Below are 25,804 nucleotides of genomic sequence, written 5' to 3' on the forward strand. Positions count from 1 at the left end.
ATTCCGGGGTTGCTCCCCAGATATCTTGTGTCGGCTGACCGAGGCAATACCAGATATAGTGTTACTCACTCCTTAATGCACGAGGCCGGAAAGAGTTCCGGTCCGCGCCCGCAGGCGGTCCGAACGGCGCGCGTCGAGAGGCCCGTGCGGCCCTTCTCGGGACGCCGGGTCACTGGAAACACTCGATTTTCGGCTTGAACTCCGCCTCGGGAACACCCGGGCGACGCGAGCTGTCTGCGTGATGAAGAAAGGCTAGTCCGAGTCAGCGAACGGCGTCAAGGACTAGCGGGCGACCCTCGTATTGCCGGCTACATATTGTTATCCACGCCGTCCGAGGTGTGTGGAAAACGGGGACGGCGGACGGCGGTCCGGTCGATCACGGACGCAGGTCGCGCCGGAACGCGCGTCGGAACGTGCGTCGGGGCGCGGATTTCCGCCGGGAAGCACCGATCCGGACAATACGCATCGAAATTCCTGTCGATTTGAAGCATCCGGCGCAACCGGCCGTTCAGCCCGGTGTGGCAGTCTCTGAAGCGGTCCGGAAACGGCCCGGCGGCGCGGCAAATCCGCGGCGCGACGGGCGCGCTCGCGGGCTCCGGAGCCGGTTCGGGGCGCTCCGGGCGGGGCGTTCCGGGCGGGGCGCTCCGGGCGGGGCCTGGGCGGCCCTGCAACGGGAGAGGGTGAGACATGCGGCATCATCGTGCGTTCGGCGTGCCGATCGACCAGCTCGACGTCGTCGTGGTCGATGATTCGAAGCCGATGCAGACGATCTTCCGGACAATCCTGCATGCGATTCGGGTCGGGCGCGTGCGCGTGTTCGACAATGCCGAGGCCGCCCTGCAGTCGATGATCCTGGAGCCGCCGCATCTGCTGATCACCGACTGGAACATGAAGCCGACCGACGGGCTGGGTCTCATTCGCATGATGCGCGACGTCCGCAGCGGTCCGGTCGCGACCGTGCCGGCGATCCTGGTCACGGCGCATGCGACGCGCCAGCTGATCGAGGCGGGCGTGCGCGAGGGCACGCATTACATCGTGGCCAAGCCGGTATCGCCGCAGACGATCCAGAAGCGCATCGAGGCGGTGGTCAACGACCAGCGCCGATTCGTTTCCGACGAGGCCGCCGGCGTGTTCCGGCTCGAGGGCCACGATCAGCAGCTCGCGGCACAGCGCGATCGCTGGGCCAAGATCACCGGTCTGACGGTCCAGCAGTCCGCGACGCGGACCGAATCGGGCCAGATGTTCGCCGACGTGCCGGATCTCCACGAGGAAGGCAGCTTCCGTCGCCCGAAGGTTCGCGTGGTGACCGCCGCGGAGGCGGCCGCCAGCAACGAGCACGCCGCCCATATGGCAAAGGTCATCGCCGACGCGCGTGCCAAGGGCAAAGCCAAGCGGCCGGCGCCGAAGCCGGGCGCGGACATGACCGAAGTCGCGTCGAAACCGGCGGCGCCGCCGGAGCCGACCAGGGCCATCGTCGAACGGCTCGGCGGCTTCGCCGAAACCAAGCCGCGCCGGCCGCGCGCATCGACTGGACAGAGCCCGGTTCCGGCGTCATAACCACCGCCGAGCACAGCGACGCGCGCGGGCCACCGGGCTCTGCGCCGCCGGTCTCGCGGGCTGCCGAGCGGAGTGGGTTCGCATGAAGGAATTCCTGCTGCAGTTGTTCACCTGGTGGAACGGCCAGACCATGGGCACCCGGTTCCACACCTGGCGCCATGGCGAGAAGGTCGGCACCGACGCGTTCGGCAACACCTATTATCGGACCCGCGGCGGCGCGATCGATCCGGTGCTCGGCTTCGAGCGCCGCTGGGTGATCTATAATGGCGAGGCCGAGGCTTCGAAGATCCCGCCCGGCTGGTACGGCTGGATGCACCACAAGCTCGATGTCGTGCCGGACGACGAGAATTTCGTCGCGCGCCCCTGGATGAAGCCGCATCGGCCCAACCAGACCGGCACCGCCGGTGCCTATCGGCCGAAGGGCTCGATCCTGTCGACCGGCGAGCGCCCGCACGCGACCGGCGACTACCGGGCCTGGCAGCCGGACTGATCGGACGCAAATCCGGTTTCATCAACGACCAAAACACGAAGAGCGCCGGTGGCTTCGCCGGCGCTCTTCGTGTTTTGGATGAGGATATGGTGCCGTCCGTGCCTCAGGCGGCGATCAGTGGATCGTGCCGGCGAAGACGGCGGGATCGGCGAGCGAGACGCGCGGGGCGAAGCGCGGCTGGCGTTCGCCGGGCACCAGGGCCGCGCGCGCCCGGCCGCGCGGATCGACATAGACCGCGACGAAGCCGTCGGCGCGATCGTCGGCGATGTCTTCGAGGGTCTCGGTCTCGCTGTCGATGGTCATCGCCGGAGCTCCCACTTGCCCATGTCGATGGTGCTGCGCATCGAGGCGAGCGCGAGCGTCGTCGCCCGCTCGCAGTTCTCGAGCTTGAAGATGCCTTCGAGTTCGGCGACGGCGCGGCCGTCGTCGAGCCGGCGCTTCAGGAGCGCGTCGCCGGTGAGGCCGGTCGAGGTATCGACCATCACTTCCGCCGAGACGAGCCTGGCGCGGTCGTTCGCCACGGCCACGACCGCGCGCAGCCGGCGGCGACCGGCTTGCGCGGTCTCGTCGAGCTTCAGTTCGATCTTGTCGCGGTCGATCCGGCGCCAGCCGCCGATCGTGAACACGTCCTGGCTCCAGGCGTCGCGCTCGACGCGCACGGCGGTGTCGTCGATGACCAGATGCGAGCGGCCGGCCGAGCAGCCGATATCGCGCGACGGCAGCCGGCGGCCGCCGGTGCTCCAGGCCCAGCGGCCCGCGAGGGGAAAGCCCGTGCTGGCGGTCGGCGTCAGGTCGGCGACGGGCGTCGATGCCGATGCAGAAGCGGCGGCCGATGTCACCACGGCCTCGGTCCAGTCGGAGCAGCCGCCGAGACAAGCGGCCAGTGCCGCAGCCATGAACGCACGAAGTACCATCCCATCCCCCTGCGGAGCGCCTCCCGGGCTCTTGTCCGCGAGGGAAAGGAAAGCGGATCGACTTTAACCGTGGCTTGAGCGACAGGGTGAATAGGCAGGTAGGGTTAAACGTCTGCTTGCGCGATTTCGAAAAATCTCGCGATTGCTCCGGTGCGACGGCCGGATAATTGCGCGCCGCCCGAGTGGCGGCGGGCGTCCGCCTGTGATCGGCGCCGGAACCGGGAACGCGGCCTTTTCGCCGCCACACCCGCATGCTAAACGCCGCGGCTCATGCACGTCCCTTTGCGGACTCGTTCCGGTGTCCCGCGCGGCGCCGGGCCTTCGGACCTGATCGATGACCTTCTCCGCCACCGGCCGTTCCCGTTTCTCGCCCGCTGTCCGTCTGGCCGTCGCCGTCCTGGCGCTCGGCGTTGCCGCGGGACCGGCGTTCGCCGCCGGGGCGAAGATCGCGCCGCCGCCGCCGTCGCCTGACGACGGAACGAAGATCTCGCAGCCGACGGCCGTCTTCGCCGGCCTCGACAAGATCACCGGCCGTATCATCACCTTCGATGTCGCGATCAACGAGACGGTGCAATTCGGCGCGCTGCAGGTGACGCCGCGCGTCTGCTATTCGCGGCCGCAGACGATCGCGCCGCTGACGACCTCGTTCGTCGAGGTCGACGAGATCACGCTCGAAAACAAGATCCGCCGCATCTTCACCGGCTGGATGTTCGCCGACAGCCCGGGCCTGCATGCGGTCGAGCACGCGGTCTATGACGTGTGGCTGAAGGACTGCAAGGGGGCGCCGGAGACGACGCCCGCGCCGGTCGCGCAGGAGGCACCGCCGGCCGCGACACCGGCTGCCGCGCCGGCACAGGGAGGCGCGAACGGGCAGGGTTCCGCGGGGCAGGGCGCCGCCAAGCCGCAGGCGCCGAAGCGCCAGAACGCGCAGCCGCCGGCGGCTCCGGCCATTCAGTGATCCGATCCGGCTTTCCGGCTCTTCCCGCGATCCGGCGAGGACGCCGGGACGGCGACGTGCCCTCGAACGGGGGAGGGCTACGCTTCAGCGCGGCTCGGGCGCTCCACCGGCCAGCCGCATGATCGCGTCTCCCCGCACTTCATCGCGACCGAGCGCGTAGAAATCGGCCTGGCCGCGCATGGCGCGGTCGAGCAGGCCTTGGTAGCTGCGCTTGGGGATCTCGACGGCGCCGAACTTCGCCAGATGATCGGTCACGAACTGCGTGTCGAGCAGCGTGTAGCCGCCGGCCTTCATCCGCGCGACCAGATGCACGAGCGCCACCTTCGAGGCGTCGGTCTCGCGCGAGAACATGCTCTCGCCGAAGAAGGCCGTGCCGAGGCTGACGCCGTAGAGCCCGCCGACCAGCTCGCCGTCGTGCCAGGTCTCGACGGTGTGGCAATGGCCGAGCGTAAAGAGCTCGCCGTAGAGCTTGCGGATGCGGGCGTTGATCCAGGTCTTGCGCCGGCCGGGGGCGGGCGCTGCGCATCCGTCGATGACGCCGTCGAAGGTGCGGTCGACGCGGATGGTGAAATGGTCGGAGCGGACGGTGCGCGCGAGCCGCTTCGGCACATGGAAATCGTCGAGCGGGATGATGCCGCGCCGCTCCGGCTCGATCCAGAACAGGCTCGGATCGTCAGCGGATTCGGCCATCGGGAAGATGCCGACCGCATAGGCCTTGAGCAGGACCTCCGCCGTGATGTCCGGTGTCTTGTCGCGGGCGGCCATGGGGCTCTTCTGCTTACCTGCTCCGGTGCGTACCTGCTCCGGCCGGTCGCGTGCGGGTGGGCACGGACAGTCATGCCGCGCCCAAGGGCTCGCGCGAGGCCGGTCGATTGTCGTGATGAAGCCTAGAGCGAAGCGCGGTCCTGCGCCAGTGCGCGCGATCGCGGCTCCGATGGGCCTGAAAGGGCGGCCGCCCGGACCCCGTGGGGAACCGGGCGGGTCCGGATCAGGCGATCGGGTTCTCGGCCAGGAAACGCTCGAGCCAGTGGATGTCGTACTGGCCGTTGGCGATGTCCTGGTTGTCGATCAGGCGGCGGAACAGCGGGATCGTGGTCTGGATGCCGTCGACGACGAACTCGTCGAGGCAGCGGCGCAGCCGCATCATGCATTCGACGCGGTTGCGGCCGTGCACGATCAGCTTGCCGATCAGGCTGTCGTAGTAGGGCGGGATCGAGTAGCCCTGATAGACGCCGCTGTCGACGCGCACGCCGAGGCCGCCGGGCGGATGGAAATAGGTGATCCGGCCGGGCGACGGTGCGAAGGTCGCCGGGTTCTCGGCGTTGATGCGGCACTCGATGGCGTGGCCGTTGAACTCGATGTCGTCCTGTTCGACGGACAGGCCGGCGCCGGAGGCGACGCGGATCTGCTCGTTGACGAGATCGATGCCGGTGATCGCCTCGGTGACCGGATGCTCCACCTGGAGACGCGTGTTCATCTCGATGAAGTAGAACTCGCCGTCCTCGTAGAGGAATTCGACCGTGCCGGCGCCGGCATAGCCGAGATTGGCGCAGGCGCGGGCGACGATGCCGCCGATCTTCTCGCGTTCGGCGGCGTTGAGCGCCGGCGAATTCGCCTCTTCCCAGACCTTCTGGTGGCGACGCTGCAAGGAACAATCACGCTCGCCGAGATGGATCGCCTTGCCCTTGCCGTCGCCCATGACCTGGACTTCGATGTGGCGCGGGCGGCCGAGATACTTTTCGATGTAGACGCTGTCGTCGCCGAAGGCGGCGCGGGCCTCGGCACGGGCGGTGGCGAAGGCCTCGGCGAGATCGGCCTCGGACCGGGCGACCTTCATGCCGCGACCGCCGCCGCCGGCGGCGGCCTTGATCAGCACGGGGAAGCCGATGTCCTTGGCGATGCGCAGCGCCTCGTGCTCGTTGGCCACGCCGCCCTCCGAGCCGGGCACGACCGGAATACCGAGGCGGGCGGCGGTGCGCTTGGCCTCGATCTTGTCGCCCATGATGTGGATGTGCTCGGACGAGGGTCCGATGAAGGTGACGCCGTGCGCTTCCAGGATCTCGGCGAAGCGGGCGTTCTCCGACAGGAAGCCGTAGCCCGGATGCACGGCCTCGGCGCCAGTGATCTCGCAGGCGGCGACGAGCTGTGGGATGTTCAGATAGCTGTCGCGGGCCGGCGGCGGGCCGATGCAGACGCTCTCGTCGGCGAGGCGCACATGCATGGCGTCGGCGTCGGCGGTCGAATGGACCGCGACGGTCTTGATGCCGAGCTCCTTGCAGGCGCGCAGCACGCGAAGGGCGATCTCGCCGCGGTTCGCGATCAGGATCTTGTTGAACACGCGCGCCCCCGTCATTCGATGACGACGAGCGGCTCGCCGTACTCGACCGGGGTCGCGTCGTCGAACAGGATGGCCACGACCGTGCCGGCGCGCGGCGCCGGGATCTGGTTCATCGTCTTCATCGCCTCGATGATGAGGAGCGTCTGGCCCTCGCGGACCTTGTCGCCGACCTCGACATAGACCGGCGCGCCGGGTTCGGCCGCCCGGTAGGCGGTGCCGACCATCGGCGACTTCACGGCGCCGGGATGCTTGCTGTAGTCGGACGACGCGCTCGGCGCGGCGGCAGCCATCGGCGCGGCAACCGCAGCTGCCACCGGGGCCGGCGCCGGCGCGGCGGCCGGAGCCGTGACCTGGACCGGCGCGACGATCTGGACGTTGCGCGCCACGCGGATGCGCAGGTCGCCTTGCGACACCTCGATCTCGGTCAGGTCGGTCTCGGCGATGAGCATCGCGAGATCGCGGATCACGTCGGTGTCGAACGGCTTTTTGGAAGTTGCCATCGGGGGATCGGTCTTCGCTCTGTCCGGCGGCCCGCGATCGGACCGCCTCGGTTACGAATAGGCCGGGGTCGGTCAGACGACGGGACCGCGCGAGACGCGCGGCATATCCGACCCGGAGCGCGAGGCCCCTTACCAAAGTCGAGGGGACCCGCGTGCTGAGCGCGTCTTATAGGCGCAAGTGCGGGGAAGGGAAAGGGCGGGCGCGCCCGAATTCCCCCGCTGTTCGCGCGGAGCTGGCCCGGGGCGCGTCCGGGTGGTCGCGCGGAGCGTGCGCCCGGTCACATCGCCTGGAACCGCTGGGGCATCTTGCCGTGGCACGGCCACATGATCAGGCGCGTGCCGGGCTTGTACTCGCCGCGCCGCACGTCCCAGCACCGGCCGGCGTTGTTGTGGACGGCATGCTTCAGCGGATCGTAGGTCCAGCGGAACCGGACCGCGCCGCAATCGACCAGTGCCAGCCCTTGACCCGGAATGTCGTCGACGCAGAGCGCGGTGTTCTTCTGCGGCGAGATCCGGCCCGTCTGCGTGTTGATCACGAAGTTCTGCGCGGGCGCGAAGTTGCAGCCCCAGACCCGGACGATCGTGCCGGGTCTGAGGTCGCCGTTCATGACGTCGGCGCAGAGGCTCTTGTTCATGCCGCCGCCCTCGATACGGAACCGCTTCATGGTCACCGCGAACGGATTGGGCTTGGCGGTGTTACTCACCGGCTTGCCGCCGTTCGCGCCGAAGCCCGCGTTGCCGCCGAAACCGGCGTTGCCCGTGAACGCGTTGCCGGAGGTCGAATTGCCGGCGGTCGTGGTGTTGTTCGCCGTCGTGTTCGGCGCGCCGACCGTGACCGAAGACGGCCCGCTCTTCGACGCCGGCCGCGTACGGCACAGCATCTGCAGGCAGCCGGTCATGAAGCCCTTGGCCTTGAGGCAGGCCTTCTGCGCGATCTCCTGGGCGCGCACCGGGTCGGCATCGACGCCGAGAAAGATGTCGCCGTCGTACCAGAAGCCGGCCGGGCCGCCGGTCTGGCCGCCGCGGTACTCGCAATAGGTAGCGCCGGGCGCGATCGCGAGGGTGTTCATGATCACGCCGGACTGGAACCGGTGGGCATCGCTCTGCTGGATGTCGTTGCAGCCGAGCGACTCGCAGCCCTTGGTGCCCTCGCTCTGTTCGCAGGCGGCGCGTGCGGCCAGCGCGAGCTTGTTCGTGTCGGCACCGAACTGGCGATAGAAGCGGCCGTTCGGGATCAGGTCGCCGTTCTCGCGCACGCCGCCGCGGAATTCGCAGACACGGTAGGGCTGCGCCGCCGCGGCCCCGATCCCGGCCAGCGATATCAACACCGCGATCACGGCCGCCGCGAACCGGGCGGCCGCGCTCTTCGTTCTGATCATCTCGTTCCCCCCGCGTTTCTCGCGGGGGTCACGCTATCCGAAGCACCGCGCTGACGCTACGTCGCGGTGCGCCGGTTCAGCACTGCTTCGGCAGGCAGCCGCGCACCTCGGCGATGCGGTCCTTGAGCTTCGGCATGCCGATCGCGCCCGGGATCACCTGCTGGCCGATCACGTAGGACGGCGTGCCGGTCAGGCCGAGGCCGTTGGCGAGGCCGAAGCCTTCCTCGAGCGAGGCCTGCACCTCGGCCGACTTCATCTCCGCCTCGATCTTGGCTGCGTCGAGGCCGACGGCGACGGCCGCCTCCATGGCGCGGGCCTTGTTGGCCTCGCCGCGAGCGCTGAGCAGCTTCTTGTGGAAGTCGAGGTACTTCTCCGGGGCGAGCTTGTTCACGGCGGTCGCGACATGCGCGGCCTCGACCGAGCCCTGGCCGAGCACCGGGAACTCCTTCAGGACGAAGCGCAGGTTCTTGTCCTGCTCGAGCAGCGCCAGCATGTCCGGCATCGCACGCTTGCAGTAGCCGCAGTTGTAGTCGAAGAACTCGACGACGGTGACGTCGCCCTTCGGGTTGCCGAGCACGACCTGGCGCGGCGAATTGAGCAGCAGCGACGCCTTCTCGGCGATGGTCCTGCTCTGCTGCGCCTGAGCCTGATCGGCGCGCTTCTTCTCGAGCGCGCTCATGGCCTCGTCGAGGATCTCGGGGTTCTCGAGCAGATACTGCTTGATGATCTGGCCGAGCTCTTCCTTCTGGGCGGCGGTGAAGCTCTCGGCCGCACCGGCGGAGGCCGCGCCGAACAGGAGCGAACCGGCGACGCCGGCGGCGAGGATGGTCTTCAGCGTCTTCCGCATGGTTCAAGTCTCTCAGTCTCGGCCGGCAACGGCGCTGTCACGGCGTGTTCGGCTTGTACGATACGATATCGTCGGCGCGAAGCCAGTCCGGCGACCCCGGCTTCAAATTCCCTTGAGCGCGGTTGGCATAGCGCCGCGCCTCCTGAATGTCACCGGCGACGAACAGGCCCTTGGCGATCATCAGATCCGCCTTGGGCAGGTCGCCCTTCATCGCGTAGGCCCGGGCCAGGAAGCGGTAGCTGCCCGAATCGAGCTTGTCGCGATCTACGGCGGATTGCAGCTCGCGGATCGCTTCGTCGGTCAGCGCCTTGTCCTCGGTCGCGACCAGCGCCTGACCGAGCAGCGAGCGGATCGGCCCGGCGTTGGGCGCCAGCGACACGGCCTTGCGCAAGGGCGCGAGCGCCTCGCGCGGCTTGCCCCATTCGAGCAGGACCTGGCCGCGCAGCTCCCAGAAATAGGGATTGTTCGGCTGCACCTTGATCAGGTCGTCGAGCTGGCGGATCGCGTCGGCCGGGTTCTTGAACCGGTAGGCGAGCACGGCGCGGGCGTAGCGCGCGGGCAGGCCGTTGTCGGTCGCCGGATAGAGGCGCTCGATCAGGCGCAGGTTGCCGGTGAAGGCGGAGAGCTTGGCGCGCATGAGGTCGTGGCGGGCCTGGAGCTCGGGCGGATCCTTGCGATCGGCGAATTTCGACGTCTCGATCAGCCGTTCGAGCTGGGCGATGCGCTCTTGCGGCATCGGATGGGTGAGGGCGTATTTGTCGAGCGAGGCGGCCTTCACCAGCAGCTGATCGGCGAAGCGCTTGAAGGTCGTCAGCATGCCGCGGCCAGACTGGCCGGTCTTCTCCAGATAGGTGATCGCGGCCCGGTCGGCCGACATCTCCTCGGTGCGGGCATAGGCCAGGAACGATCGCTGCGCCACCTGTGCGGTGCCCGCGAAGACAGCCGCGCCGCCGTCCATGCCGGAGCGAGATCGGGTCGCGGCGCTGGCGGCGATCGCCCCGGCGCCGAGCACGGCGCCGATGACCGCGAGCGTCTGCGCCCGCGCCATCGCCTCGCGCAGCCGCACCATGTGCGAACCGGCGATATGGCCGGTCTCATGGGCGATGACGCCGATCACCTCGTTCGGCGTCGCTGCATCGATCAGCACGCCGACGTTCATGAACATGCGCGTGCCGTCGACGACGAAGGCGTTGTACTCGCGTTCGTTGATCAGGATGATCTCGACGCCGCGCGAGGGCACGTTCGCCGCCTTGAAGATCGGGGCGGCGTAGTCGCGCAAGAGCGTCTCGGTTTCGGCATCGCGGACGAGCGGGATCGAGCCCGGCACCGCCTGCTGGGCCAGCGCCGGCGCGACCGGCTCGGCGGCGAGCAGCAGGGCGAGACCGGCCGCGATCAGACGGGCGGTTCTGCCCGACGCGCGCGACCGCTCGGCGCCGCGCGCGTCGGCTCGAGGTGGCGCGGCGGGCGAAACTCGCCTAAGGAAGCCGCTCGAGGCGGCCGCTGGCCGTTCGGTGGTCACTGGTCTCCATCTCCCTTGCGGTCGTGGCTGCACGACGCGGGGGGCGCGCGGATCGGTTGCCTCGACTATAGCCGAACCGATTGGGGCAACTCCACGGCACGGTCGCACTCCGGAAAAACATGAGATTTCGCATCGATGGCTGGCTTCGATCCTTCCACTCGCTCCAATGTGGACCCGTTCATTGCCATGGAGGTGCTCGCCGCCGCGGTCGAGCGCGAGCGCGCCGGCCATCGGGTGGTGCGCATGGAGGTCGGCCAGCCGGGCGCGCCGGCACCGCTGCCGGTGCGCGAGGCGGCGCAGGCCGTGATCGCCAAGGGGCGCATCGGCTATACCGACGCGCTCGGCATCCGCGAGCTGCGCGAGGCGATCGCTGCGCATTACCGGGTGACCTATGGCCGCGACGTGCCGGCCGAACGGATCGCGATCACCGCCGGCTCGTCGGGCGGTTTCAGCCTGGCGTTCCTGGCCGCCTTCGATCCCGGCGCGCGCATCGCGCTGCCGACGCCGGGCTATCCGGCCTACCGCAACCTGCTCGGCGCGCTCGGGCTGGAGGCGGTCGAGATCGAGACCGGCCCGGAGACGCGCTGGGCGCTGACGCCGGCGATGCTCGAAAAGGCGCATGCCGAGAAGCGGCTCGACGGCGTGCTGATCGCGAGCCCGGCCAACCCGACCGGCACGATGTATTCGCCCGAGAGCCTCGGCGCGCTCGTCCGCGCGAGCGACGATCTGGGCTTGCGGTTCATCTCGGACGAGATCTACCACGGCCTCATCTACAACGGCCGGCAGGAGACCGCGCTCGCCTTCTCCGACAAGGCGATCGTGGTCAACAGCTTCTCCAAGTACTACTGCATGACGGGCTGGCGCATCGGCTGGATGGTGGTGCCGGAGAATCTCGTGAAGCCGGTCGACCGGCTGGCGCAGAACCTGACGCTCTCCAACAACGAGATCTCGCAGCGCGCCGCCATCGCGGCCTTCGATCCGCGCGCGACCGCCGAGCTCGATGTGACCAAGGCCTCCTACGCCGCCAACCGCGCGCTGCTGCTCGAACGCCTGCCGAAGATCGGGCTCGACGATCTGCTGCCGGTCGACGGCGCGTTCTACGCCTATGCGAGCGTCAAGCGTTTCTCCAACGACAGCGTCGACTTCGCTCGCCGCATGCTGATCGAGGCCGGAGTCGCGGCGACGCCCGGCCCGGACTTCGACCGCGAGCGCGGCCACGGTTACATTCGCTTTTCCTTCGCGGGGACGACGGCGGATGTCGCCGAGGCGATGGACCGGGTCGAGGCCTGGCTGAAGTGAGGCCTCTTCGGCGTTGCCCATCCGAACGCATCGCGTCAAACACCATCTGAAACCCATGCCCGCACCGCGCATCTACCTCGACCACAACGCCTCCGCCCCGGCACGCCCGGCGGCGATCGAGGCGGCGTGCGCGGCGATGCGCGCGGGCGGCAACGCCTCGTCGGTGCATGCCGAGGGCGCGCGGCGCGCAAGGCGATCGAGCGGGCGCGCGAGGCCGTGGCGATCCTGACCGGCGTCGCGCCGCGGCAGGTGCTGTTCACCAGCGGTGCGACCGAGGCCAATGTCACCGCGCTGACGCCGGTGATGCGGCGTGGCGGTGAAGAGGTGCGGTTCAGCCGGCTGTTCGTCTCGGCGGTCGAGCATCCGTCGGTGCTCCGCGGCGGACGGTTCCCGGCCGAGCGCGTGACCGAGATCCCGGTCGATCAGGACGGCCTCGTGCGCCACGACGAACTCGCGGTGCGGCTCGAAGCGGAGCGGGGGGCGGGCGGACGGCCGCTGGTCGCGATCCAGCTCGCCAACAGCGAGACCGGCGTGATCCAGCCGATCGCGGACCTCGCCCCGATCGTGCGCGCGGCCGGCGGCGTGTTCGTCTGCGATGCGGTGCAGGCGTCCGGGCGCGTGCGGCTCGACGATCCGACGCTCGACGTCGATTTTCTCACGCTCTCCGCCCACAAGATCGGCGGCATCCAGGGCGCCGGCGCGCTGATCGCGCGCGATCCGGAGCTGTGGCCGGTCGCGCTCATGCCTGGCGGCGGGCAGGAGCAGAACCGGCGCGGCGGCACGGAAAACACGCCCGCGATCGCCGCCTTCGGTGCCGCAGCCGCATTGGCTACGGGAGAACCCTTATCCTTGTCGCCGCTTTCGGGCCTCAGGGACTGGCTCGAAGACCGATTGCGCACTATATATCCTCATGTTGCGATCCATGGCGCCCGCGCGCCCCGTATCTTCAACACCTCGCTCGTGTCGGTCCCCGGCTGGCCGGCGGAAACCGCGGTGATCGCCTTCGATCTCGCGGGGATCGCCGTGTCCTCCGGCTCGGCCTGTTCCTCGGGCAAGGTCGGCGCGAGCCATGTGTTGAAGGCGATGGGGGTGGTCGAGGGCGGTGATTTCCGCGGCGCGGTCCGGTTCAGCCTCGGCTGGAACACCACGCGCGCGGACGTCGAGGCGGCGGCTGCCGCCTTCGAGCGGATCGCGGCACGGTTTTCCGCGCGAACCCTGTCCGATCGGAGCGCTGCGCTCTGACCGGAGAGGGCTCGCGGAGACGGGCCGAGCGGCGGACGTGCATTTTCGCTTCCTGCGAAGCGGGCATGCACGCTGCCGGCTTGGGATTCGTGTGATGTCGGGTTAAGCTCCGATATCCGGAAGCTTCTTCAAACCGGCGGTCCTTGAAACCGCGTCCTGGGGTGAGAGCGATGGCTGCAGTGAAGGAAACGGTCGACCAGGTTCTGGCGATCGACGTCGACCAGTACAAGTACGGTTTCGAGACCGCGATCGAGTCCGAGAAGGCGCCCAAGGGCCTCAGCGAGGATATCGTCCGCTTCATCTCGGAGAAGAAGGGCGAGCCCGAATGGATGCTCGCCTGGCGCCTCGACGCCTATCGCCGTTGGCTCACCATGGAAGAGCCGACCTGGGCGCGCGTCGACTATCCGAAGATCGACTTCAACGACATTTACTACTACGCGGCGCCGAAGGGCACGGCGGGGCCGAAGAGCCTCGACGAGGTCGATCCGGAGCTCCTGCGGACCTATGAGAAGCTCGGTATCCCGCTCAAGGAGCAGGAGGTGCTCGCTGGCGTGCAGGGCGCCAAGATCGCCGTCGATGCGGTGTTCGATTCGGTGTCGGTGGTCACGACCTTCCGCGAGGAGCTGAAGAAGCACGGCGTGATCTTCTGCTCGATCTCGGAGGCGCTGCGCGAGTACCCGGATCTGGTGCGCCAGTATCTCGGTTCGGTCGTGCCGGTGACCGACAATTATTACGCCACGCTCAATTCGGCCGTGTTCTCGGACGGATCGTTCGTCTACATCCCGCCGGGCGTGCGCTGCCCGATGGAGCTGTCGACCTATTTCCGTATCAACGAGAAGAACACCGGCCAGTTCGAGCGGACGCTGATCATCGCCGACAAGGGCGCCTACGTCTCGTATCTGGAAGGCTGCACCGCGCCGCAGCGCGACGAGAACCAGCTGCATGCGGCTGTCGTCGAGCTCGTTGCGCTGGAAGATGCCGAGATCAAGTACTCGACGGTCCAGAACTGGTATCCGGGCGACAAGGACGGCAAGGGCGGCATCTACAACTTCGTGACCAAGCGCGGCGACTGCCGCGGCGCACGCTCGAAGATCTCGTGGACGCAGGTCGAGACCGGTTCGGCGATCACCTGGAAGTATCCGTCGTGCATCCTGCGTGGTGACGAGAGTCAGGGCGAGTTCTACTCGATCGCGATCTCGAACGGCTATCAGCAGGTCGACAGCGGCACCAAGATGATCCATCTCGGCAAGAACACGTCGAGCCGGATCATCTCGAAGGGCATTTCGGCCGGGCGCTCGAACAACACCTACCGTGGTCTGGTGTCGATCAACCGCAAGGCGACGAACGCGCGCAACTTCACCAATTGCGACAGTCTGCTGATCGGCCAGGACTGCGGCGCGCACACGGTGCCCTACATCGAGACCCGCAACTCGTCCGCCACGGTCGAGCACGAGGCGACGACGTCAAAGATCTCCGAGGACCAGATGTTCTACTGCGTGAGCCGCGGGCTTTCGGAGGAGGAAGCGGTCGCGCTGATCGTCAACGGTTTCGTCAAGGACGTGCTGCAGCAACTGCCGATGGAGTTCGCCGTCGAGGCGCAGAAGCTGATCGGCATCTCGCTCGAAGGGAGCGTCGGATGACGGAGGACACGTCCAATCTGGTCCTGGAGCACCTGAGGGCGATCCGCGCCACGCAGGGCGAGCACAGTCGCCGCTTTGACGAGCTCGGACGACGGATCACCAACGTCGAAGACGCTCTTCGGGCCGTTCGGCGCGACCTTCTCGTCCATGACGAAGATACCGCGACGCTTAGGCAGGAGGTGGAAGGCCTTCGTTCCCAGGTCGACCGGATCAATGCCCGCTTGGGTCTCGTCGACTGATCGCCTAGCCCATCCCATCCCATTTCCCGCGGCAGAGCAGCCGAACCCGACCGGCGCCGCCCGACACGAGACCAGAACCGATGCTGAAGATCGAGAACCTGCACGCGAAGATCGCCGACGAAGACCGCGAAATCCTTCATGGATTGGACCTCGAGGTCCGTCCGGGCGAGGTGCATGCCATCATGGGCCCGAACGGCTCGGGCAAGTCGACGCTGTCCTATATCCTGGCCGGCAAGGAGGACTATGAGGTGACCGAGGGCTCGGTCACGCTCGACGGCGAGGATCTGCTCGACCTCGAGGCCGATGCGCGCGCCGCCAAGGGCGTGTTCCTGGCGTTCCAGTATCCGGTCGAGATCCCGGGCGTCGCCAACATGACCTTCCTCAAGGCCGCTCTCAACGCGCAGCGCCGCGCCCGCGGCGAGGGCGACATCTCGACCCCGGACTTCATGCGGCTCGTCCGCGAGAAGGCGGCGGCGCTCAAGATCACGCAGGACATGCTGAAGCGGCCGGTCAACGTCGGCTTCTCGGGCGGCGAGAAGAAGCGCAACGAGATCCTGCAGATGGCGGTGCTCGCGCCGAAGCTCTGCATCCTCGACGAGACCGACTCCGGCCTCGACATCGACGCGCTGAAGGTCGTCTCCGACGGCGTCAACGCGCTGCGCTCGCCCGATCGCGCCTTCGTGGTGATCACGCATTACCAGCGCCTGCTCGACCACATCAAGCCGGACTTCGTCCACGTGCTGTCGAAGGGCCGGATCGTCCGCTCGGGCGGGCCCGAGCTGGCGCTCGAACTCGAGGCCAACGGCTATGCCGAGTATGTCGGCGTCGAGGCCGCGTGAGGAGGGCGTCATGGCAAAGGTGACACCCCTGAAGACGGCCGCCGAACAGGCGCTGATCGCGGCCGCGAACGCGCGCGCCGCCGCCGACGGCTCGGCCGCGCGCGGCTTGCGGGATGCGGCTGCCAGGCATTTCGAGAACACCGGCCTGCCGCATCGGCGCGTCGAGGAGTGGAAGTACACCGATCTCAAGGCGAGCCTGCGCGAGGCGAAGCCGCTCGATCTGCCGACCGATGCGGCGGCCGCCTCGGCGATCGCGGCGCGGACGCTTCTCGACGGCGCGGTCCGGCTGTTCGTGATCGACGGCGTGTTCCGGGCCGATCTCTCGGATCTCGCCGGCCTGCCGGCCGGCGTGACCGCCGGTTCGCTCAAGGATCTGCTCGGTTCGGGTTCGGAGGCCGAGATCGCGGCGCTGTCCGGCCCGCTCGTCGCCCATGGCGATCCGATCATCGCGCTCAATGCGGCGCTGATGACCGACGGCGTCGTCGTGAAGGTCGCCGCCGGCGCCGCGGTCGCGACGCCGATCGTCATCGTCCAGGCGATCACGCCGGGCGCGGCGCGCGGCGTGCACACGCGCTCGCTCGTCGATGTCGGGGCGGGCGCCTCGGTCGCGATCGTCGAGGTGCTCGAGGCGGATCAGGCCGGGCACCAGCAGACCTCGATGCTCAACTTTGTCGTCGCCGACGGCGCCAAGGTCGAGCATCTCGTGATCCGCGCGGCGGATTTCTCGGCCGTCAACGTCGGCACGCTGACCGCGGTGCTCGGGGCGCATGTCGAGTTCGCGAGCTTCGCCTTGCAGTCGGTCGGCGACATCGCGCGCCGGCAGCTGTTCGTGCGCATGCAGGGCGACCACTCGAAGCTGGCGCTGCGCGGCGCCACCATGCTCGACGGCCGCCGCCATGCCGACACGACGCTGGTGGTCGACCACGCCTCGCTTCATTGCGAGAGCCGCGAACTGTTCCGCACCGTCGTCGACGAGGCGGCGCAGGGCGTGTTCCAGGGCAAGATCATCGTACGCCACGGCGCGCAGAAGACCGACGGCCAGATGGCGTCCAACGCGCTCCTGCTCTCCGACGAGGCCGAGATGGCCAACAAGCCGGAGCTGGAGATCTTCGCCGACGACGTCGCCTGCGGCCATGGCGCCACCTGCGGCGAGATCGACGAGCGGCTGGTGTTCTACCTCATGTCGCGCGGCGTGCCGCGCAAGGAGGCGGAGGCGCTGCTGATCCAGTCGTTCCTCGGCGAGGTGATCGACGAGGTCGGTTCGGTGCTCGGCGAGGATCATGGCGGCGCGCTCCGCGATATCCTGACGGGGCATCTGGAGGCCTGGCTCGCGGCGCGCGCCGCGCGCGGGTGAGGGCGCCGCGCCCTCGGCCGGACGTTCGGACATTCAGCGGAAGGGATCGTTCCCGTGAACATGGCAGCGCAGGTGACCGCCCCTTATGACGTCGACGCGATACGCGCGGATTTCCCGATCCTCGCGATGAGCGTCCACGGCAAGCCGCTGTCCTATCTCGACAACGGCGCCTCGGCGCAGAAGCCGCAACAGGTCATCGACCGCATGACGCGGCTGATGACGTCGGAATATGCCAACGTCCATCGCGGCCTGCATTATCTCGCCAACGCCTCGACCGAGGCGTTCGAGGAGGCGCGCGAGATCGTGCGCGGCTTCCTCGGCGCGGCCACGACCGACGAGATCGTGTTCACGAAGTCGATCACCGAGGCGATGAACCTGCTCGCCTATTCGCTCGGGCAGGACATCCGCGCGGGCGACGAGATCGTGCTCTCGATCATGGAGCACCATTCCAACATCGTGCCCTGGCACTTCCTGCGCGAGCGCAAGGGCGCGGTGATCAAGTGGGTGCCGGTGTCGGACGACGGCGTGTTCGATTTCGAGGCGTTCGAGAAGCTCTTGTCGCCGCGGACCAAGATCGTCTCGGTCACGCACATGTCGAACGTGCTCGGCACCGTGGTGCCGATCAAGGAGGTCGCGCGCGCGGCCCACGCGGTCGGCGCCAAGGTGATCGTCGACGGCGCGCAGGGCGCGGTGCATCTGCCGGTGAACGTTCAGGATCTCGGTGTCGACTTCTACGGCATCACCGGCCACAAGCTCTATGGTCCGACCGGCATCGGCGTGCTGTGGGGCCGGCGCGAGCTGTTGGCGGCCATGCCGCCGTTCCTCGGCGGCGGCGAGATGATCAAGGACGTGACCGAGGACCTGGTCACCTACGGCGAGCCGCCGCACCGGTTCGAAGCCGGCACGCCGCCGATCATCGAGGCGGTCGGGCTCGGCGCGGCGCTGAAGTACATCGACAGCGTCGGCAAGGCGCGCATCATGGCGCATGAAGAGGCGCTGCGCGACTACGCGACCGAGCGGCTGTCGCAGATCAACCGCGTGCGCATCTTCGGCCGCGCGCCGGGCAAGGGTGCGATCGTGTCGTTCGAACTCGAGGGCGCGCACGCCCACGACGTCGCAACGATTCTCGATCGCTACGGGGTCGCGGTGCGCGCAGGCACGCATTGCGCCCAGCCGCTCTTGAAGCGCTTCGGCGTCACGTCCACATGCCGGGCGTCGTTCGCGATGTACAACAAGCCGGAGGAGATCGACCGGCTGGCCGAGGCGCTGCAAAAGGCGCAAGATTTCTTCGGCTGACGGCCGATCACGCGCGGTCGGACATGCGCCGGCCGTCAGAATGGGAACGAAGGACGCAAGATGGATACCAGGTCCGAGGAACCGATGGGGCCGGCCGAGATCGCCAAGCCGAGCGCTGTCGCGATCGCGCCCGAGGAGCTCGACCGGCTGACCGGCGACATCGTCGCCGCGCTGAAGACGGTCTACGACCCGGAGATCCCGGCCGACATCTACGAACTCGGCCTGATCTACAAGATCGACATCGACGACGATCGCAACATTGCGATCGACATGACGCTGACCGCGCCGGGCTGCCCGGTCGCCGGCGAGATGCCGGGCTGGGTCGAGAACGCCGTCAGCTCGGTGCCGGGCGTCGGCACCGTCGCCGTCACGATGGTGTTCGACCCACCGTGGGACCAGAGCCGCATGTCCGACGAGGCGCGGGTGGCGCTCGACTGGTACTGAGGGAGACCGAGCCATGTTCGGACTGAAGGTGATCTCGCTGACCGATGCCGCCGCCGAACGCGTGAAGGAGATCATGGCGTCGTCGGACGAACCCGTGGTCGGCCTCCGGCTCGGCGTCGAGAAGGGCGGCTGCGCGGGCATGTCCTACACGGTCGACTACGTGACCACGCCGGACCCTAAGGACGACGTCGTCGAGGAGAAGGGCGTGACCGTGTTCGTCGATCCGAAGGCGGCGCTGTTCCTGCTCGGCACGGTCATGGACTTCCGCGTCACGAAACTCTCCTCCGGCTTCGTGTTCGAGAACCCGAACCAGGTCTCGGCCTGCGGCTGCGGCGAGAGCGTCGAGCTGAAGCCGGCCGATCCGGCCGCGCTCGCCGCCCAGCACTGAGGCGAGCCCCGAGACTTCCCGCCTCGGCAATCGCGGCAGGCGTCAAGCCTGACCGCCCGCCAGTACCGTCTCCAGCCCCGAGCGTCCCCGCCCCATGGATCTGTTCGATCGCCTCAAGGCCGCCCGGCCGCTCGCCTGGTCGGCCTATGTCGATCACGCCTTCGTCGACGGCCTCGGCACCGGCGCGCTGCCGGTTGCGGCGTTCCGGACCTATCTGGTGCAGGACTACCTGTTCCTGATCCAGTTCGCGCGGGCCTACGCGCTGGCCGTGTTCAAGAGCCGGACGCTCGCCGACATGCGTGCCGCCCATCGCGGGCTTTCGGCGATCCTCGACAAGGAAATGGACCTGCATCTGGCCTATTGCGCCGAATGGGGGCTCGATGCGGCCGCGATCGAGGCGACGCCGGAGGCGCGCGCGACCACGGCCTATACGCGCTACGTCATCGACGTCGGGCTCTCCGGCGACCTGCTCGATCTCAATGTCGCGCTGGCGCCCTGCGTCGTCGGCTATGCCGAGATCGCGACCAAGCTCGCCGCCCGGCCGGGGGCGCTCGACCCGCCCAACCCTTATGCGCGCTGGATCGCGGAATATGCGAGCGAGGGCTATGTCGAGGTCGCGGCCGCCGCGCGCGAAGCTCGACGGCCTTGCCGCCCGCGCGATGACCGAGGCGCGCTTCGAAGACCTCGCCGACATCTTCGCCCAGGCCTCGCTGCTCGAGGCCGATTTCTGGCAGATGGGCCTCGACGCCGCCTGAGGCGGGGCGGTGAGGGCGGGCGCCGGCTCCTGTTTCTGTTTCCGACCTGAAGCCCGGAGCCTTCTGGCGGCGCGCCCGTCAGTGCAGCAACTCGCGTCAACGCTAAACCATTCGGTTGACAATCCGCATCGCGTGCTTATATTCAACCATATGGTTGATCAAAGCGCATCCCAACTCGACACCGTCTTCCACGCCCTCGGCGACGCCACGCGGCGGCGCATGGTGCAGGCCTTGGCGGCGGGCGAACGCTCGGTCGGCGAACTCGCCGCGCCGTTCGACATGTCGCTCGCCGCCGCCTCCAAGCACATCAAGGTGCTGGAGAGCGCCGGCCTGATCCGACGCGAGATCCGCGGCCGGACCCATGTCTGCCGCCTCGATGCCGCGCCGCTCGCCGACGCACAGGCGTGGCTCGCCTCTTACGAGCGGTTCTGGACGAGCCGCCTCGATGCCCTCGATCGGCTCCTGCGCGCGGAGGATGCGCGGGCGGCCGAGACCCGCGACCCCGAACCGGACCCGAAGCCGGATCCATGACAGAGGAGGAAGCCCCAATGAACGCGATCACGACCTCAGCCCAAACCATCGACCCGCATGCGCGGCTGGTCGAGCCGACCACGCTTCGGATCGAGCGGCTGTTGCCCGGCCCGATCGAACGGTGCTGGGCCTATCTCACCGACAGCGACCTGCGTCGGCAGTGGCTGGCGGCGGGCGCTATGGACCTCACGCCCGGCGCGGCCTTCACCTTCACCTGGCGCAACGACGAACTGACCGATCCGCCCGGCGCCCGTCCGGAGGGCTTTGGCGCCGAGCACAGCATGGCGAGCCGCGTGATCGCGGCCGAGCCGCCGTACCGGCTCGAGATCGCCTGGGGCGAGGGCACGGTCTGCTTCGAACTGGCGCCGGCGGGTGATCGCGTGCTGTTGACGCTGGTCCATACCCGGATCGTCGAACGCGACATGCGGCTCAAGATCGGCGCCGGCTGGCACGCGCATCTCGACGTCATGGCGGCCAAGCTCGGCGGCGCCGACCTGCCGCCGTTCTGGGACCACTGGCGCGCGCTGCGTGATGCATACGATCGGCGGATGCCGGCCTGACAAGCGACGGCATCGCAAGAAAACGGCCGGCGTCACCGCCGGCCGTGTCGTCCTTCGCGGCAAATGCGTCGGACCGCTCAGAGGCCGAGCGCGGCGCGCAGTTCGGCCCGTGCGGCGGCGAAGTCGGCCTGGAACTTCGCATCGGCGAAGGCGGTCGCGGCCATGGCGGTGCCGGCGCGGCGGCCGCCGTCGAGGTCGCGCGGATAGTGCATGCCCCCGACGACGCGGCTCCAGGCATATTCGTCGGCGCGGGCCCAGATCTCGGCGCGCTTCTCCGGCACCATCGCCGACAGCACGATCGCGCTCAGCGTCACGCGCGTGGTGTGGCCGGAGGGGTAGGAACCGCTCTTCGACGCCTTCACCTGCGCCTTGATCTCCTCGGGCGCGGCGAGATACGGGCGCACCCGGCCATAGGCCGGCTTGACCGGATCGATGGTCGCGTCCTCGCTCTCGCCGAGGCGGGTAAACAGTTTCGAGGTCAGCGGCAGCGCTTCGGCCTTGAACTTGTCGCCCATGACCTTGTCGAACATCACATAGATGGTCTCTTCGGCGTCATGCTGGGCGAGCGCGACGCGCTCCGGGCCCGCGGCCTTCTGGGCGGCGACCACGGCGGCGCGATCAGCCATGTCCTCGGCGCTGCCGGCGACGGGCGGCGGCGGCAGGAAGTTCATCAGGTCGAGCGTCTTGGCGGTGATGTAGGGCTCCTCGCCCGCGCGCGCCGCCGGGGCGGGCAGGGCGGCGAACAGGGCGAAGGCAGCGGCGGTCGCGAGCAGGGTGCGGCGGGCGATCATCGGGCGGATCCTCAGGGCGGTAGGTGAAACGAGCGGCGCCGGCTCCGCCCGGCGCTGAGGCCCCGGCGTTCCGACGGTCCGGCGATCCGCGCGGCGGTCGCCGTGCGGATGCGGTCGCGCTCTAGCATCGGCTTCGTGGCGCTCTCGTGAAGCTCTTGTCACACTTGTCATGTTGGAGCGTCACGCCGCGTATTCCTCGCATTTTTCTTGCGAAGCCCGGCCGGATGGATCGGAATGCGCTGCGAGCCCGTGCCGACGCGACCGATCGGCGGGCCTGTGGATGCCGCCGACCAGACGCCGGCGAAGGACTTGCCCCGCCGGTCGAACACCCCTATAAGGCCCCCGTCAGCGCCCTTCGTCTATCGGTTAGGACGGCAGCCTTTCACGTTGCAGAGACGGGTTCGACTCCCGTAGGGCGCGCCACAGACACTTCTTCCTGCACGATTTCGCTTCTGGACGATGTCCGCTCGACCGCGCCTCGCCAAGACGCGCTCGCGGCCTCGCTCACGTATCCACCCGTAGCGTCAAACTTCCCGAGGGCAGCACCGCCGTGCCGAGCAGGATCGGCGTGCCGGTCGCGTCGCTGTCGACATAGCTCATCACCATGACCGGCTGGTCGGTGGGCACGCCGAGGGCCTCGGCCTCGATGCGGCGCGGCATGCGGCAGTCGATCCAGGTCGAGGTGCGGAAGAAGCGCGGGATGCCGAAGGACGTGATCGCGGCGGTGAAGCTGCGGCGCTCGGCGAAGCGGGCGCCGATGCCGTCGAAACGGGCGGCTTCGAAGGCGTGATAACCGTAGGTCGTCACGCGCGCGGTGGCGCTGCGGACCGATTCGAGCACGATCAGCTCGGTGCCCTCGGCAAGGTGCAGCTGCGCGGCGATGCGGCCGGTCGCCTTGCGGCGGTATTCCGCGATCAGACGCCCGGCCGGCTCGGCCGCCATCGCGGCCTCGATCTCGCTCCACTTGGTGTCGCGGTTGATCGCGTATTCGGGCGGGCGTTCGGCGACGAACACGCCGGCGCCCCGCCGGGCGACGACCAGCCCCTGTTCGGCGAGCCGCGCGAAGGCGGCGCGCACCGTGTGGCGGTTCACGCCGAAACGCTCGGCCAGCTCGTGTTCGGACGGCAGTTTCGCGCCGACGCCGATCAGGCCGGAGCGGATCTCGTGTTCGAGCTCCATCCGGATCATATGCCAGACCGGCATCGCCGCTGGGCCGCGCGAGCCGCTGCGGCGGACGGGTGCCTCGTTTTCCTCTTCGGTCATGCGAGCGGGTCCGGATTGGGCCAGTGGTCGACAGGTTGGTGGTCGGATTCACGAGACGGGCGGGATCCATCCGTCTCGACCGAACCACCGGGGCGGGCACACACGCCGGTGCGGCCGAGGGCGGCGCGGCCGCGGGCGGCGGGGCCGCGAAACTGCCCGACTTCGATGTCCGGCGGAAGACAGTCGCGCTTCTCTGGCATGCCACCGGGCGGCTCCTACCACCGGGAGTGCCGCGCGGGCTGCCGCTGCCCGCGACCCGTGTTCATGGCGCTGTTATCGAGGCGAACTAGACAACTCCGGCCGAGGGATGGCCGAAAGCGGGAAACTGCCGGGTGCCGCCCGCCCAGCCGGGGACCAGTGCCATGCCGCATCCGATCGTCGTCACCGTGATCTGCGACGGCAACCGTCCGGATTTCGTCTCCGATGCGACCACGCCGACCATGGCGGCGCTGCGCCGCGCCGGCACCTGGTTCGCCGACCATCGCGGCATCTTCCCGTCGGCGACGCGCGCCTCGTCGGCCTCGATCGCGACCGGTTCGCATCCGGTTTCGCACGGCCTGCGCGGCAACTCGATCGGCCTGCCGATCCCCGGTGGCCACGCGTTCCACGACGTCGGCCTGCCGGAATTCTACGAGACCTACAAGCGCCAGTACGGCCGGCTCCTGACGCGCCCCGCGCTCGCCGAACGCGTCGCGGCCGTCGGCGGCGCGGTGCTCGCCTCCAACGTGTCGCCGGGGGCGGCCTATTTCCACGATGCCGGCGGCCACGGCCACCTGTTCCACCGCGAACTCTGCTACGGCCCCGGCCGGGTGCCGACCGGCGAGGTCGTGCGCGCCAGCAAGGACGCGGCCGGTGACATCGTGATGACGGACCGGTTCATCCGCGCGCTCGACGAAATGCGTCCTGCGGCGGCGACGCTGTGGCTCTGCGAGCCGGATACCTCGATGCACGCCGCGCCGCTCGGCGGCGACGTGCATCTGGCCGCGCTGCGCCATGCCGATAACCAGGTCGCGCGCGTCGCCGAGGCCGTCGACCGGCTGCGCGACGCGGGCCACGACGTGCTGTTCCTGATCGGCTCCGATCACGGCCACGAGGCGGTGACCGAGGTGATCCCGGTCGAGCGACGGCTCCACGAGGCCGGGTTCAAGCGCGAACTCGACGGTCCGGAGATCGTGGTCGCGCCGCAGGGCTCGGCCGCCTTCATCCATTTCGGCGGCGCCGCGCTCGATCGCATCGACGAGGCGGCCGCCTGGCTCGGCGAGCAGCGCTGGGTCGGCGCCGTGTTCCGCGGGGACGATCTGCCGGCGCTCGGCCAGATCCCCGGCGACGACGTGATCGCGATCGATCTCGCCAAGACCGAGGGGGCGAACGTCAACGGCGTGCCGGGCCTGACCGCCATGGCGGTGCGCTTCTCGGAGGCCGAGGACGACGTGCGCCGCGACTGCGGCATGCATGGTGGGCGCGGCGAGCGCGAGACCAACCCGACGCTGATCGCCGTCGGCCATGGCTTCGAGATGGGGCGGACGGTCAGCGAACGTTCCAGCATCACCGATATCGCGCCGACCGCGCTCGCCCATCTCGGCCTCGGCTGGGACGGGCTCGACGGCCGGCCGCTGCAGCCATCCTTGCGGGTGGCCTGAAGTCGAGACAAAGTTGCCGTGCGTCACTCAAGCGTAATGCAAGGGGCGTATGGTCTTGTTCAATCCCAATATTATGGTGGCATGATCATGTCGGAAGAACTTCCGGTAATTGGCGCGGCTCTCGCTTCGCGTATGCTCGAAATTCATCGTGATTGGATTCTGGAGCGCCAGCGCGATCTCGAGATCCAGGACTTCTTTTCCGCCGAAGTGCTCGATTCCGACTGGTCGCCGATCGCCGAGAAGATCAAGGGTCTGCTTGATGGCTACACCGGTCGCCTCGGCATCCACGGCCCGTTCTGGGGCTTCAAGATCGACAGCCAGGATCCGCTGATCCGCGCGGTCGTGACCAAGCGCCTGATGCAGGGCCTCGACGCCTGCGAGGCGATCGGCGCGACGCAGATGGTCGTGCATTCGCCCTACACGACCTGGGACTACCAGAACCTCGACAACAATCCCGGCTCGCGCGATCAGCTGATCGAGCGCGTGCACCAGACGCTTGATCCGGTCGTGGCGCGCGCCGAGGATCAGGGCGTCGAGCTGGTGATCGAGAACATCGAAGACATGGATCCGAACGATCGCGTCGAGCTGGTCTACAGCTTCGACAGTCAGGCGGTCCGCGTCTCGATCGACACCGGCCACGCCCATCTCGCCCATTCGACCCATGGCGCGCCGCCGGTCGACTACTATGTCGACGCCGCCGCCGAGATGCTCGCCCATATCCATGTCCAGGACGTCGACGGCTACGCCGATCGTCACTGGCTGCCGGGCGAGGGCACGATCAACTGGCGCGCGGTGTTCCGCGCCGTCGGTCGGCTCAAGGTGAAGCCGCGCCTGATCATCGAGGTCAAGGATCAGGTGAACCTGCGCCGCGGCGCGGCGCATCTCGAGGCGCTCGGTCTCGTCGTCTGAAGGCTCACGGGGCGGCGCGATCGGATCGCGCCGCCCCGCTCGCATCTCGACCCGTTCTCGTCGTTCGAAACAAACCCGTCGGTCCCGCCGCGCCGGGACGTCCGCTGGAGGA

Annotated in this window: 26 protein-coding genes, 1 tRNA gene and 1 pseudogene; 18 read left to right on the plus strand and 10 right to left on the minus strand. The window is 68.6% G+C overall.

All coding sequences use genetic code 11. The features are described from left to right. The first annotated feature begins 687 nt into the window (after positions 1-687). Both ABS361_05970 and ABS361_05975 read left to right on the plus strand, forming a co-directional pair. Positions 688-1,557 carry a response regulator gene (locus ABS361_05970; protein ID XBY45805.1) on the plus strand — a complete coding sequence of 290 codons (870 nt, stop codon included), beginning with the start codon at positions 688-690 and terminating at the stop codon, positions 1,555-1,557. An 82-nt stretch (positions 1,558-1,639) separates the two neighbouring features. Further along, positions 1,640-2,047 (plus strand): NADH:ubiquinone oxidoreductase subunit NDUFA12, encoded by a 408-nt coding sequence (locus ABS361_05975; GenBank protein ID XBY45806.1) that lies wholly within the window; start codon positions 1,640-1,642, stop codon positions 2,045-2,047. 114 nt (positions 2,048-2,161) lie between these two features. Here the strand turns inward: ABS361_05975 and ABS361_05980 are convergent, their stop codons facing one another. Together ABS361_05980 and ABS361_05985 are read right to left on the minus strand one after the other, a co-directional pair. Next, a complete protein-coding gene (locus ABS361_05980; GenBank protein ID XBY45807.1) occupies positions 2,162-2,350 on the minus strand; it encodes a hypothetical protein in 189 nt (62 codons plus the stop codon). Next, positions 2,347-2,943, minus strand: a complete 597-nt coding sequence (locus tag ABS361_05985) for a hypothetical protein (protein ID XBY45808.1) — start codon at positions 2,941-2,943, stop codon at positions 2,347-2,349. The genes ABS361_05980 and ABS361_05985 overlap by 4 nt, the downstream gene beginning before the upstream one ends. 352 nt (positions 2,944-3,295) lie before the next feature. On the opposite strand from ABS361_05985, the gene ABS361_05990 reads away from it, so the two are divergent. Next, on the plus strand, positions 3,296-3,919 hold the full coding sequence (locus ABS361_05990; GenBank protein XBY45809.1) for a DUF2155 domain-containing protein: 624 nt from the start codon (positions 3,296-3,298) through the stop codon (positions 3,917-3,919). A gap of 84 nt (positions 3,920-4,003) precedes the next feature. Here ABS361_05990 and aat read toward each other — a convergent pair whose 3' ends face one another. The 6 genes from aat to ABS361_06020 all read right to left on the minus strand — a co-directional run bounded on the left by aat (position 4,004) and on the right by ABS361_06020 (position 10,502). After that, the gene (aat, locus tag ABS361_05995; GenBank protein XBY45810.1) at positions 4,004-4,684 is read right to left on the minus strand and encodes a leucyl/phenylalanyl-tRNA--protein transferase; all 681 of its coding nucleotides are present in this window, start codon (positions 4,682-4,684) and stop codon (positions 4,004-4,006) included. A 223-nt stretch (positions 4,685-4,907) separates the two neighbouring features. Then, positions 4,908-6,257, minus strand: a complete 1,350-nt coding sequence (gene accC, locus ABS361_06000; GenBank protein ID XBY45811.1) for an acetyl-CoA carboxylase biotin carboxylase subunit — start codon at positions 6,255-6,257, stop codon at positions 4,908-4,910. Between the two features lie 11 nt (positions 6,258-6,268). After that, the gene (accB, locus tag ABS361_06005; protein XBY45812.1) at positions 6,269-6,757 is read right to left on the minus strand and encodes an acetyl-CoA carboxylase biotin carboxyl carrier protein; all 489 of its coding nucleotides are present in this window, start codon (positions 6,755-6,757) and stop codon (positions 6,269-6,271) included. A gap of 278 nt (positions 6,758-7,035) precedes the next feature. Continuing rightward, complete coding sequence (locus tag ABS361_06010) at positions 7,036-8,136, minus strand: RICIN domain-containing protein (protein ID XBY45813.1); 1,101 nt, start codon at positions 8,134-8,136, stop codon at positions 7,036-7,038. 76 nt (positions 8,137-8,212) lie between these two features. Further along, the gene (locus ABS361_06015) at positions 8,213-8,983 is read right to left on the minus strand and encodes a DsbA family protein (GenBank protein ID XBY45814.1); all 771 of its coding nucleotides are present in this window, start codon (positions 8,981-8,983) and stop codon (positions 8,213-8,215) included. Between the two features lie 37 nt (positions 8,984-9,020). Beyond that, a complete protein-coding gene (locus tag ABS361_06020) occupies positions 9,021-10,502 on the minus strand; it encodes a M48 family metalloprotease (protein XBY45815.1) in 1,482 nt (493 codons plus the stop codon). 135 nt (positions 10,503-10,637) lie between these two features. On the opposite strand from ABS361_06020, the gene ABS361_06025 reads away from it, so the two are divergent. The 12 genes and pseudogenes from ABS361_06025 (at position 10,638) to ABS361_06080 (ending at position 21,089) form a co-directional block, all read left to right on the plus strand. After that, positions 10,638-11,801: an aminotransferase class I/II-fold pyridoxal phosphate-dependent enzyme gene (locus ABS361_06025; protein XBY45816.1), complete on the plus strand. Its 1,164-nt coding sequence runs from the start codon at positions 10,638-10,640 to the stop codon at positions 11,799-11,801. Between the two features lie 126 nt (positions 11,802-11,927). Further along, on the plus strand, positions 11,928-13,043 hold the full coding sequence (locus ABS361_06030) for a cysteine desulfurase family protein (protein ID XBY45817.1): 1,116 nt from the start codon (positions 11,928-11,930) through the stop codon (positions 13,041-13,043). 170 nt (positions 13,044-13,213) lie between these two features. Continuing rightward, entirely contained in the window at positions 13,214-14,683 is a 1,470-nt protein-coding gene (sufB, locus tag ABS361_06035) for a Fe-S cluster assembly protein SufB (GenBank protein ID XBY45818.1), read from the plus strand. Beyond that, on the plus strand, positions 14,680-14,922 hold the full coding sequence (locus ABS361_06040) for a hypothetical protein (GenBank protein XBY45819.1): 243 nt from the start codon (positions 14,680-14,682) through the stop codon (positions 14,920-14,922). Before sufB ends, ABS361_06040 begins: the two co-directional genes overlap by 4 nt. An 80-nt stretch (positions 14,923-15,002) precedes the next feature. Continuing rightward, entirely contained in the window at positions 15,003-15,761 is a 759-nt protein-coding gene (gene sufC, locus ABS361_06045; protein ID XBY45820.1) for a Fe-S cluster assembly ATPase SufC, read from the plus strand. A 10-nt stretch (positions 15,762-15,771) separates the two neighbouring features. Further along, positions 15,772-17,115, plus strand: a complete 1,344-nt coding sequence (sufD, locus tag ABS361_06050; protein ID XBY45821.1) for a Fe-S cluster assembly protein SufD — start codon at positions 15,772-15,774, stop codon at positions 17,113-17,115. Positions 17,116-17,175: 60 nt separating this feature from the next. Further along, positions 17,176-18,411 (plus strand): cysteine desulfurase, encoded by a 1,236-nt coding sequence (locus ABS361_06055; GenBank protein XBY46825.1) that lies wholly within the window; start codon positions 17,176-17,178, stop codon positions 18,409-18,411. A gap of 84 nt (positions 18,412-18,495) precedes the next feature. Then, the gene (locus ABS361_06060; protein XBY46826.1) at positions 18,496-18,855 is read left to right on the plus strand and encodes an SUF system Fe-S cluster assembly protein; all 360 of its coding nucleotides are present in this window, start codon (positions 18,496-18,498) and stop codon (positions 18,853-18,855) included. 13 nt (positions 18,856-18,868) lie between these two features. Then, positions 18,869-19,243 (plus strand): Fe-S cluster assembly scaffold SufA, encoded by a 375-nt coding sequence (sufA, locus tag ABS361_06065; protein ID XBY45822.1) that lies wholly within the window; start codon positions 18,869-18,871, stop codon positions 19,241-19,243. 94 nt (positions 19,244-19,337) lie between these two features. Then, a pseudogene (tenA, locus tag ABS361_06070) lies at positions 19,338-19,998 on the plus strand (thiaminase II). Between the two features lie 150 nt (positions 19,999-20,148). Next, positions 20,149-20,529 carry a metalloregulator ArsR/SmtB family transcription factor gene (locus ABS361_06075; GenBank protein ID XBY46827.1) on the plus strand — a complete coding sequence of 127 codons (381 nt, stop codon included), beginning with the start codon at positions 20,149-20,151 and terminating at the stop codon, positions 20,527-20,529. Positions 20,530-20,546: 17 nt separating this feature from the next. After that, positions 20,547-21,089 carry an SRPBCC family protein gene (locus ABS361_06080; protein ID XBY45823.1) on the plus strand — a complete coding sequence of 181 codons (543 nt, stop codon included), beginning with the start codon at positions 20,547-20,549 and terminating at the stop codon, positions 21,087-21,089. A 77-nt stretch (positions 21,090-21,166) separates the two neighbouring features. On the opposite strand, the gene ABS361_06085 is transcribed toward ABS361_06080, so the two are convergent. Continuing rightward, positions 21,167-21,880 carry a phosphatase PAP2 family protein gene (locus tag ABS361_06085; protein ID XBY45824.1) on the minus strand — a complete coding sequence of 238 codons (714 nt, stop codon included), beginning with the start codon at positions 21,878-21,880 and terminating at the stop codon, positions 21,167-21,169. A 348-nt stretch (positions 21,881-22,228) separates the two neighbouring features. Here ABS361_06085 and ABS361_06090 point away from each other — a divergent pair. Further along, a tRNA-Glu gene (locus ABS361_06090) sits at positions 22,229-22,303 on the plus strand. 81 nt (positions 22,304-22,384) lie between these two features. On the opposite strand, the gene phnF is transcribed toward ABS361_06090, so the two are convergent. Beyond that, entirely contained in the window at positions 22,385-23,143 is a 759-nt protein-coding gene (gene phnF, locus ABS361_06095) for a phosphonate metabolism transcriptional regulator PhnF (GenBank protein ID XBY45825.1), read from the minus strand. A gap of 362 nt (positions 23,144-23,505) precedes the next feature. Between phnF and ABS361_06100 the strand changes: the two genes are divergently transcribed. Next, complete coding sequence (locus tag ABS361_06100) at positions 23,506-24,783, plus strand: alkaline phosphatase family protein (GenBank protein XBY45826.1); 1,278 nt, start codon at positions 23,506-23,508, stop codon at positions 24,781-24,783. An 87-nt stretch (positions 24,784-24,870) separates the two neighbouring features. Further along, positions 24,871-25,692, plus strand: coding sequence for a sugar phosphate isomerase/epimerase family protein (locus tag ABS361_06105; GenBank protein XBY45827.1), 822 nt, complete (start codon positions 24,871-24,873; stop codon positions 25,690-25,692). The last annotated feature ends 112 nt before the right edge of the window (positions 25,693-25,804 follow it).

The sequence above is a fragment of the Ancalomicrobiaceae bacterium S20 genome (assembly GCA_040269895.1).
GTDB lineage: Bacteria > Pseudomonadota > Alphaproteobacteria > Rhizobiales > Ancalomicrobiaceae > Methyloraptor > Methyloraptor flagellatus.